The sequence below is a fragment of the Nocardioides sp. CF8 genome (assembly GCF_000389985.1).
Taxonomy (GTDB): domain Bacteria; phylum Actinomycetota; class Actinomycetes; order Propionibacteriales; family Nocardioidaceae; genus Nocardioides; species Nocardioides allogilvus.
Genome location: NZ_CM001852.1, coordinates 4127161 through 4136167 on the forward strand (window position 1 = coordinate 4127161; position 9007 = coordinate 4136167).

Here is a 9007-nt window from a genome sequence, read left to right on the forward strand (position 1 = left end):
GGTCGACGAACTGCTGAAGCCGTTCCCCATCAAGGAGTTCCATCCGTTCCCCAGGGCGCTGATGGGACCCGGCGCGCACGAGATGATCGGGCCCGAGGCGCTCAAGCTCGGCTTCCGCAAGACGCTGGTCATGACGTCGGGACTGCGCGGCACCGACATCGTGCACAAGATCGTGGAGTCGATGAAGTACCACGGTCTCGAGGTCGTGGTGTACGACAAGGTCGAGTCCAACCCGAAGGACTACAACGTCATGGACTCCGTGGCGATGTACCAGGAGAACGAGTGCGACTCGTTCGTCTCCATCGGTGGCGGTTCGTCCCACGACGCCTGCAAGGGCGCGCGTGTCTCGGTGGCCCATGACGGTCGCAACGTCAACGAGTTCGAGGGCTTCAACATGTCCGAGAACCCGAAGAACCCGCCGCACATCGCGGTCTCCACCACGGCCGGCACCGGCTCGGAGACCTCGTGGGCCTATGTCATCACCGACACCACGACCGACCCCGACAACCCGCACAAGTACGTCGCCTTCGACGACGCGTCGATCACCTCCCTGGCGATCGACGACCCGGTGCTCTACTTCGACTGCCCGGTCGACTACACCGCCCAGTGCGGCTTCGACGTGCTCGCCCACGCCAGTGAGCCCTACGTCTCCCGGATCAACTTCCAACCGTGCCTCGGCAACGCGCTGCACGCCATCAAGCTGACGTCGGAGCACCTCCGGGCGGCGGTCTGGAACGGTCAGGACCTCGCCGGACGCGAAGGCATGATGTACGCGCAGTACATCGCCGCCCAGGCGTTCAACTCCGGCGGGCTCGGCATCATCCACTCGACGTCGCACGCGGTCAGCGCGTTCTACGACACCCACCACGGCCTGAACAACGCCATCGCGCTCCCCCGCGTGTGGGCGTTCAACATGTCAGCGGCGTACGGCCGCTTCGCCGACATCGCCGAGGCGATGGGCATCGACACCCGCGGCATGACCAAGCCGCAGGCTGCGGACGCGGCGCTCGCTGCGTCGATCCGGTTGCTGCGCGACGTGGGCATCCCGGAGAAGTTCACCGACATCACCGCCGACAGCTACTCGAAGAACCGGCTGGGCCAGGGCCCGACGAAGTTCTACGAGAACGCCAAGGTGATCACCGGCGACAAGGAAGACGTGGACCGCATCACCAACCACGTCCTCGGCGACGCCTGCACCCCGGGCAACGCCAAGGAGTGCACCTTCGAGACGGTTCGCCCCGTCATCGAGCACTGCATGAACGGTGACCTGGACGACCTCCTTTCCTGAGGCCGGGTTTCACCCCTGTACGCCGGACCGGGCAGCGATCGCCGTGCTGCCCGGGTCCGGACCCCATCCCTACCACGTTCGAGGGAGCGCCAGTGAACACGGATCCGCGCAATGCCGCCGGCGAAGGCGAGTTCGACGACGTCGCCCACGCTCTCGAGCGCTTCCGCGAAGCTGGCTACCTGGCCGACGATCGGCTCGCGACGACGGTGTTCCTCCAGACCCGCCTGGGCAAACCGGTCCTCCTCGAAGGACCGGCCGGCGTCGGCAAGACCCAGTTCGCGACCAGTCTCGCCGCCGTCACCGGCCGGCGACTGATCCGGCTGCAGTGCTACGAGGGCCAGGACGAGACCAAGGCCCTCTACGAGTGGGACTACGGCAAGCAGATGCTCTACACCCAGATCCTGCGCGAGAAGATCGGCCAGGTTGTTGAGGACGCCGCCGACCTCAACGAGGCGGTCGAGAGGATAGCCAAGCAGGACAGCGTCTTTTTCTCGGAGCGCTTCCTCGCGCCCCGACCGTTGCTGGAGGCGATCGACTCCGACGAGCCGGTCGTGCTGCTGATCGACGAGGTCGACCGCGCCGACGAGGCCCTCGAGGCCGTGCTGCTCGAGCTGTTGTCGGAGTTCCAGATCTCCATCCCCGAAGTCGGCACGGTGAAGGCCAAGCAGCTGCCCTACGTCGTGCTCACCTCCAACAACACCCGCGACCTGTCCGCCGCGCTCAAGCGCCGCTGCCTGCACCTGTTCCTCGACTACCCCGAGGCGCAGCGCGAGCTGGAGATCATCAACTCCAAGGACACCGGGCTCAGCGAGGCCCTCGCCGTCCGCCTCATCGAGATTGTCCGCGGCCTGCGCGAGCTCGAGCTACGCAAGGCACCGAGCATCTCCGAGACCATCGACTGGGCCCGCACGCTCGCCGTGCTCGGGGTCAGCGAGCTGAGTGCCGACGTGCTGTCACAGACCCTCAACGTGGTCGTGAAGTACGAACGCGACCTGAAGAAGGCGCTGGCCGCGATCCCCAACCTAGTCGACCCTAACGCGAAGGTCCCGAGCAAGCACGACCACGGGCACGGGCACGGTCACGGGCACGGGCACGGCACGGACGGCGAACACAGCCATTCCGACCGTGACGCCGACGTGGACGGCAAGGAGGTCCGCGCCGCCAAGGACAAGCCCGGTCGCCACGGCGACACCTACGGCGGTCCGGCCAAGCCAGACGAATCGCCGCCGGCAAAGACCGTGACGGCCGGCCAGGGTGAACGCTCGTTCGCTGCCCGCTCCGCGCGCAAGCGTCCGGTCTGATCCGATGGAGGGGGCAGTCCACCGCTTCATCAGGTTCCTTCGCCTCAACGGGGTTCGGGTCAGTACGGCGGAAGCGATCGACGCCATGCACGCGGTCGCGCAGGCCGGCGTGCTCGGTGAGCGCGAGCTGCTCCGCTCGGCGCTCATGGTCAGCCTGATCAAGGACCGCCGCGACCTGGCCGCCTTCGACCGTGTCTTCGACCTGTTCTTCGGGCTGCGGGCAGTCTTCGAGGACGAGGTCGGCCACGGCCACAGCCACGACGACCTGACCGACGAGGGCGAGCTCGAGCAGTTCACGCTTTCCGACGAGCCCGGCGACATCCCCGAGGACGGTCACTCGCACGGCAAGCCCGACGACATCAAGGAGTTCTTCAAGCCGGAGGACATGGCGCAGCAGTACAACCTCCATCAGGAGGCGAACAAGATCGACATCGCTGCGCTGACCGACGAGATCGTGCTCTCCAACGACACCGAAGGCAGTGCCGGCGAGGCCGCGCGGGTGCAGATCTCCACACACCGGATGCACAACCCGGGTTCCCCCGGCGACCTGATCCGCAGCCCCGGCATGGAGATCGACGTCGAGCTCACCGTTGCCCAGGAGATGGCGCTGCTCAGCTGGCTCGAGGATGCGCTGCCCGACGTCGACGAGGACCGAGGCGCCACGCTCGAAGCCCTGCGGGTCGCACTCGCCCCCTTCCTGGCGGGCCTGCCGGAGCGTCTCAAGCAGCACCTCGAGAAGTTGATGGCGGTCGAGCATGAGATCGAGAAGCGCGAGATCCAGGCCGCCCAGAGCGAGCGGATCCACGAGCACGAGCGGGCCGAGCTCGAGGAAGCCCTGCGCCGCCTCTTGCGCTCGCTGCGCGGCGCTCCGCGTCCCCGACGCAAGGCCGCCGCGCGGGGCGTCGTCGACGGCGCGCGCACGATGCGCGTGAACATGAAGTACGACGGCGTCCCGTTCCGCCCGGTCACCGTCAGCAAGGTGGAGGACCGCCCCAAGCTGCTGGTGCTCTGCGACGTCTCGCTCTCGGTGCGCTCGGCGGCGCGGTTCACTCTCCAGCTCGTGCACAGCCTGCAGTCGCTGGCCTCCTCGGTGCGCACCTTCGCCTTCGTCAAGGACCTAGTGGAGATCACCGACCTCTTCGCCGAGCACCATCCGGAAGAGGCGCTCTCACTCGTGATGTCCGGGCTGCCGGCCGGTGGGGTGCTCGACGTCGATGCCGACTCCGACTACGGCTCGGCGTTCGAGGATTTTCTGGAACAGTTCGGCTCCGCCGTCACGCGTCGCACGACAGTCATCGTGCTCGGGGACGGCCGGGGCAACGGCAACGATCCACGGCTGTCGGTCTTCGAGGAGATCACCCGACGCGCCCGCGAGACGGCCTGGCTCACGCCGGAACCACGCTATTCCTGGGGACTGGGTCGCTGCGACCTGCCGGCCTACGCGGAGTACTGCAGCCGCGTCCAGGTGGTGCGCAACCTCACCGGCCTCGACCGGGTCACCACGTCGATGTCAGAGGTCGGGTGATGACCGAGGTCGCGTCCTCGGCCCCCATCGACCCGTTCCGGGCGTGCCTCGACGGGGCCTACGTGGACGAGGTCGTGGAGGTCCGCGCGCAGGGACCGGTGCCACCACGCCGCGCACTGCACACGGTCCGCACGGAACACTTCGACGTACACAACGGCGGCGACCTGCTCCACGTCGGCCATCGCGTCCCGCCCGAGCTCGTCGATGACGACCTCGCCGGCCTGCTCGCCGACGAGCTCTTCGGACCGGGCTGGCTGCGCGGACCTGAGCTCTTCGAGCGGATCTTCACCGGCACCGTGCGCACCTCCCGGGCCGGAGCGCTGGACAGCTGGGAGCTCTTCTACCGCAACACGCTGGCGCGCATCGAGCAGCACATCGACGGCCACGCCGAGGCCGAGCCCGGGACCGGCCGCCACGGCACCATCGCCGACTACGCGCCCGTCTACGCTCGGGCCGAGCAGTTGCTGGCTGCGGGCTCGGTGCTCGAGCTCGGATGCTGCTTCGGATTCTTGTCGCTGCGCATCGCGGCGAGCGGCCGGCGGACGACCGCAAGCGACCTGTCTCCCGGCACCAGCCAGCTGCTCGCTGCGGTGACTCCGCTGCTCGACATCTCCCTGACGGCTGTCGCGGCCGACGCCGGGCACTTCCCGGGCCCGGACGCCCATGCCGACACGGTGCTGGCCATCCACCTGCTCGAGCATCTCGACGCCGAGCACGGCGCCCGCGTGATCGCGGAGGCGGTGCGCCTGGCCGCACGCCGGGTCGTCATCGCCGTACCCCTCGAGGACGAAGCCGACGAGACGTGGGGCCATGTCCGCACGATCAGCCTGGACGACCTGGCCGTGTGGGGCCGGGCGACGGGGCTGGCGTTCGAGGTGAGCGAGCACCACGGCGGGTGGCTGGTGATCGACCGACAAGAATTCAGATGAGTCCGAGCTTGGTCGCTTCGTAGACGGCCTCGGCGCGCCGGGACACCCCCAGCTTGCGCAGGATGTTGCCGACGTGGAACTTCGCGGTCGTCTCGGAGATGTGGAGCTTGACGCCGATGGCGCGGTTGGAGAGCCCGCGAGCCAGCAGTTGCAGCACCTCGCGCTCGCGGGCGGTGAGCTGCTGCGACTCCTCGGGATCCGGGGTGTTGAGACCGCGAACCATCGCGGCCGCCGAGCGCGCATCGAACGCGCTTTCGCCACGACTGAGGTCGCGGATCGCCCGGACGAGGCCCGACGTGTCGACGTCTTTGAGGACGTAGCCGCGCGCGCCGGCCCGGATGGCCTTGAGCACCAGCTGCTCGTCGAGGAAGGTGGTCAGCACCAGCACCCCCACAGCGGGATGGCGATTCGTGAGCTCGGCGCACAGGTCGAGGCCCTCGGTGTCCGAGGCCGTCGACAACTTGAGGTCGAGCAGCACGATGTGCGGCTCGGAGCGGCCGATCACGGTGAGCGCCTCGTCGGGGGTGGATGCCTCGGCGACCACGATCAGGTCGCGCTCCCGCTCCAGGATCGAGCGCAGGCCCTGGCGGACGATGGCGTGGTCGTCGACGAGCATGATCCGCACCGTTTGCAGGTCACTGCCGTGCTGGGGTGGTGTCAGCGTTGTCACGAGCCGTCCTTGGTTCGGTTGTCTGTCAGGCGCCCGGCGGCCGGGCCCCAGGTCGCGACCAGATGGTCGATGATGTCCGGCCGGTCGAGCGGCGTGAGTGGGAGCGGGATGCGCATCTCGACGCGGACTCCGCCGATACGCGCCCGGCGGAAGGCGAGGCTGCCGCCCAGCTCGACCAGACGGCTCTCGATGTTGGCGAGGCCGCGGTGGAAGCCGTCGCTCGGCCGACCGCGCTCCAGGCGCAGGAGCCGACTCAACTCCCTCGGGTCGCCATGACCGTCGTCGGCCACGGTGACCAACAACAGGTCGGGCCGGTAGCGCAGGCGCACCACCGCACGCTCGGCGCGGGCGTGCGCGGCGACGTTGAACATCGCCTCGCCCACCGCACGGGTGATCTCGTGGCCGGCGTCGACCGGGAGCGGCGTCGCCTCGCCCTCGATCCTGACCTGGACCACGAGCTGGGGACGGTGGTGGGCCGCGACCTCGCGCAACAGTTCCGGGAGGGAGACCACCGTGTCGCTGGGGGTGCGGTGCAGGGCGTAGATCGCGCGCCGCAGCTGGTCGACCGCCTGCTGCGACAGGTCCTTGGCCGTGCCGAGCCGGCTGGAGATCCCGGCGCCCTCCTGGCCCAGTTGCTCGGCCTCCTCCCGAGCCACTTCCACGGCCATGCCGGCCGAGAGGACGTACTGCGCGACCGAGTCGTGGAGTTCGCGGGCGATCCGGTGCCGCTCGGTGTCGATGAGCTCGCGCTGGCGCGCGAGCACCAGGCGGTCCTCGACACGGCGCAGCTCGGAGGTGCGCACCTCGAGGTCGCGTTCGTGCGCGCGAGCCTCGTCGCGCAGGAGCTGGCCCCGCCGGTGCAGGGCCATGCCGGCTTGGTACTGCTCGGAGGTGTGGAGCAAGACTGCGGCCTGGTTGGCGAGGATGCGCAGCACCGACAGGTCGCCGGGTACGGGGTCGATCTCGAGCTGGTGGAGGCCGACGAGGCAGCCGATGGGCCGCCCCTCGAGCGTCATCGGCACACGCACCCACGGGTTGTCGTCGTTGCTGCGCAGCGCGTGTCCGGCACGGATGGCGCCCAACTCACGTCGGACGGTCGCCGGCAGATCGTCGTCGTCCGCGGTCGGCTGACAATGGGCGCCGTCCGCGGGTCCCAGCACGAGGAACCGGGGCCGGGCCCCTCGCAGGTGTCCGTCGGACAGCGCCAGAATCGTCCACTCCGCCTCGAGGTGCGCGGCGGCAGCGCGCACCACCTCCTCCAACAGCCCGCGCGGTCCCTCGAGCGTGCGCACGACCGCGTGCGAGATGGAGTCCATCGCGCGTACGGCGCGTTGCATGCGCTCGTCGGAGCGCACGTAGGCCCGGTAGTAAGAGTCCTTGCCGGACCTGACACCGGTGAGGGTGGCCAGGTCCGGTGGGGGCGACTGTGGTCGCGTCGTCATAACGCGTCCTTGAAGAGCTGGCGGATCTCGCCCTCGGTGGCCTCGCGAGGGTTGGTGGTCAGGCAGGCGTCGTCGAGCGTGGTGTGCGCCATGGTGTCGATGTCGGCGTCGGTCACCCCGAGCTCGCGTAGCCCGCGCGGGACGCCCACGTCGTCGGCCAGGCGGCGGACGTGCTGGGCGAGGAGCTCGGCGGCCTCCTCGCCCGGCATGCCGTCGATCGCGATGCCGGCCGACTGGGCCAGGTCGACGAAGCGGTCCGGCGCGGCCCGGGCGTTGTAACGGATCACGTGAGGAAGCAGGACCCCGTTGACCACGCCGTGCGGCGCGTCCAGCAGGCCTCCGACCTGGTGGCTCATGGCGTGCGTGGCGCCGAGGATCGCGTTGGTGAACGCCAGGCCCGCCTGGAGGCTGGCCTGCGCCATCTTGGCGCGAGCCGTCAGCTCGGCCGGCTCGGTGATCGTGGTGCGCAGGTTGCGGCAGACCAGTCCCACGGCGTTCAGCGCATGGGTATCGGCGAGCGGGTTGTGCGCCAGCGACACGAAGGCCTCGATGCCGTGGGTGAGTGCGTCGAGGCCGGTCGCGGCGTTGAGGTCATCGGGCATCGTCGTGAGCAGGCGGGGATCGGTGATCGAGACGTCCGGCACCAGGGCGCGGCCCATGATGGTGAGCTTCACGTGACGGTCGGTGTCGGTGACGATGCAGAACTGGGACACGTCCGCCCCGGTCCCGGACGTCGTGGGGATCATCAGCAGTGGCGGGATGGGCCGCGTGACCTTGTCGACCCCGGCGTAGTCGCGGATGTTGCCGCCGTTGCCAGACAGGATCGCGGCACCCTTGGCGGCGTCGATGACCGAGCCGCCGCCGAGCGCGATGATGACGTCGCACTCCTGCTCGGCGTACAGCTCGTAGGCGCCTCGGACCTCGTGGTCCTTGGGGTTGGGGGTGACGCCCGTCCACAGCACGGGCGTCAGGCCCTCGGCCCCCAGCAGGGTGAGCAGCATGGCCACCCACCCCGCATCGACGATCCCGGGGTCGGTCACCAGGAACGGTCGTCGCGCGCCGAGCCGGATCGCCGCGAAGCCCGCTTCTCCCAGCGAGTCGGCGCCGAAGACAACCTCGGGCGCGTGGAACTTCGCGAGGGCGGGCGGGACTGGGGGTGCCGGGCGCGAGGGGATCAGTGCGGACACCACACGACCTCCTCACCCGGTTCGGTTCCACGATAGCCCCACGGAAGTGAGCCGTGAACACGTGCTAGTGGACGACCTGACCCTAGGCGCCGACCGGGTGGGTTCCGCCGGCCAGTGTGCGGGGGCCGACCTGCCCGATCGGGCAGGCGCAACCAGTCGGTCGAGCTCAGCCGGTGCCGCCGCCCACGTCGACGACAGACCCGTTGAGCAGTCCTCCCGCCACGGAGCAGCAGTGCGCGATCGTCGCGGCAACCTCCGCCGGCTCGTGCAGCCGGCGAGTGAGTTGCTGGTCAGCCAGCTCGGCCGGGTCGTCGAGGCCGTAGAGCCGCGCCGTCGCGTCGAGCATGGCCGTGCGGGTGGCTCCGGGCGACACGGCCACCGCAGTGACGCCCGTCCCGACCAGATCTGCGGCCAGGCCGCGCACCAGTCCGACCACTGCGTGCTTGGCCGCGGTGTAGCCGGCCAGGTGGAACAGCCCCCGACTGCCCGCGGCCGAGGCGATGGCGACGAACCGGCAACCGGTCGGGTCGGGACCGGCGAGCATGTGGGGTACGGCGGCCGTGGCGGTATGCCACACGCCGAGCACGTCGACGGTCCACAAGGTCTCGAGCTCGGGGAGCGTGGTCTCCCACGCGGAGCGGCCGCCCATCATCACGGCGGCGCCC

8 protein-coding genes are annotated in these 9007 nt (G+C 69.6%); 4 read left to right on the forward strand and 4 right to left on the reverse strand.

Going from position 1 to position 9007, the window contains the following annotated elements:
• The 4 genes from mdo to mftM form a co-directional block, all read left to right on the forward strand.
• The coding region (gene mdo / locus CF8_RS20095; protein WP_036491633.1) for an NDMA-dependent methanol dehydrogenase at positions 1 to 1288 on the forward strand (1288 nt) is incomplete at its 5' end.
• Between the two features lie 92 nt (positions 1289 to 1380).
• Entirely contained in the window at positions 1381 to 2589 is a 1209-nt protein-coding gene (locus CF8_RS20100) for an AAA family ATPase (protein WP_010834920.1), read from the forward strand.
• A gap of 4 nt (positions 2590 to 2593) precedes the next feature.
• Entirely contained in the window at positions 2594 to 4114 is a 1521-nt protein-coding gene (locus CF8_RS20105; protein WP_010834921.1) for a VWA domain-containing protein, read from the forward strand.
• Positions 4114 to 5043: a mycofactocin oligosaccharide methyltransferase MftM gene (gene mftM, locus CF8_RS20110; RefSeq protein WP_036491635.1), complete on the forward strand. Its 930-nt coding sequence runs from the start codon at positions 4114 to 4116 to the stop codon at positions 5041 to 5043. The genes CF8_RS20105 and mftM overlap by 1 nt, the downstream gene beginning before the upstream one ends.
• Here mftM and CF8_RS20115 read toward each other — a convergent pair.
• From CF8_RS20115 to CF8_RS20130, 4 genes are all read right to left on the reverse strand, one after another.
• Positions 5036 to 5713, reverse strand: a complete 678-nt coding sequence (locus CF8_RS20115; RefSeq protein WP_036491637.1) for a MadR family response regulator transcription factor — start codon at positions 5711 to 5713, stop codon at positions 5036 to 5038. The genes mftM and CF8_RS20115 overlap by 8 nt on opposite strands.
• On the reverse strand, positions 5710 to 7155 hold the full coding sequence (locus CF8_RS20120) for a MadS family sensor histidine kinase (RefSeq protein WP_010834924.1): 1446 nt from the start codon (positions 7153 to 7155) through the stop codon (positions 5710 to 5712). The genes CF8_RS20115 and CF8_RS20120 overlap by 4 nt, the downstream gene beginning before the upstream one ends.
• A complete protein-coding gene (locus CF8_RS20125; protein ID WP_232211543.1) occupies positions 7152 to 8342 on the reverse strand; it encodes an iron-containing alcohol dehydrogenase in 1191 nt (396 codons plus the stop codon). Before CF8_RS20125 ends, CF8_RS20120 begins: the two co-directional genes overlap by 4 nt.
• 166 nt (positions 8343 to 8508) lie before the next feature.
• The coding region (locus CF8_RS20130) for an SDR family oxidoreductase (RefSeq protein ID WP_156887348.1) at positions 8509 to 9007 on the reverse strand (499 nt) is incomplete at its 5' end.

Excerpts from the sequence above, each read along its gene's own strand:
- CF8_RS20105 (WP_010834921.1), top strand. The coding sequence starts at position 2,594 with ATGGAGGGGGCAGTCCACCGCTTCATCAGGTTCCTTCGCCTCAACGGG.
- mftM (WP_036491635.1), top strand. The coding sequence starts at position 4,114 with ATGACCGAGGTCGCGTCCTCGGCCCCCATCGACCCGTTCCGGGCGTGC.
- CF8_RS20120 (WP_010834924.1), bottom strand. The coding sequence starts at position 7,155 with ATGACGACGCGACCACAGTCGCCCCCACCGGACCTGGCCACCCTCACC.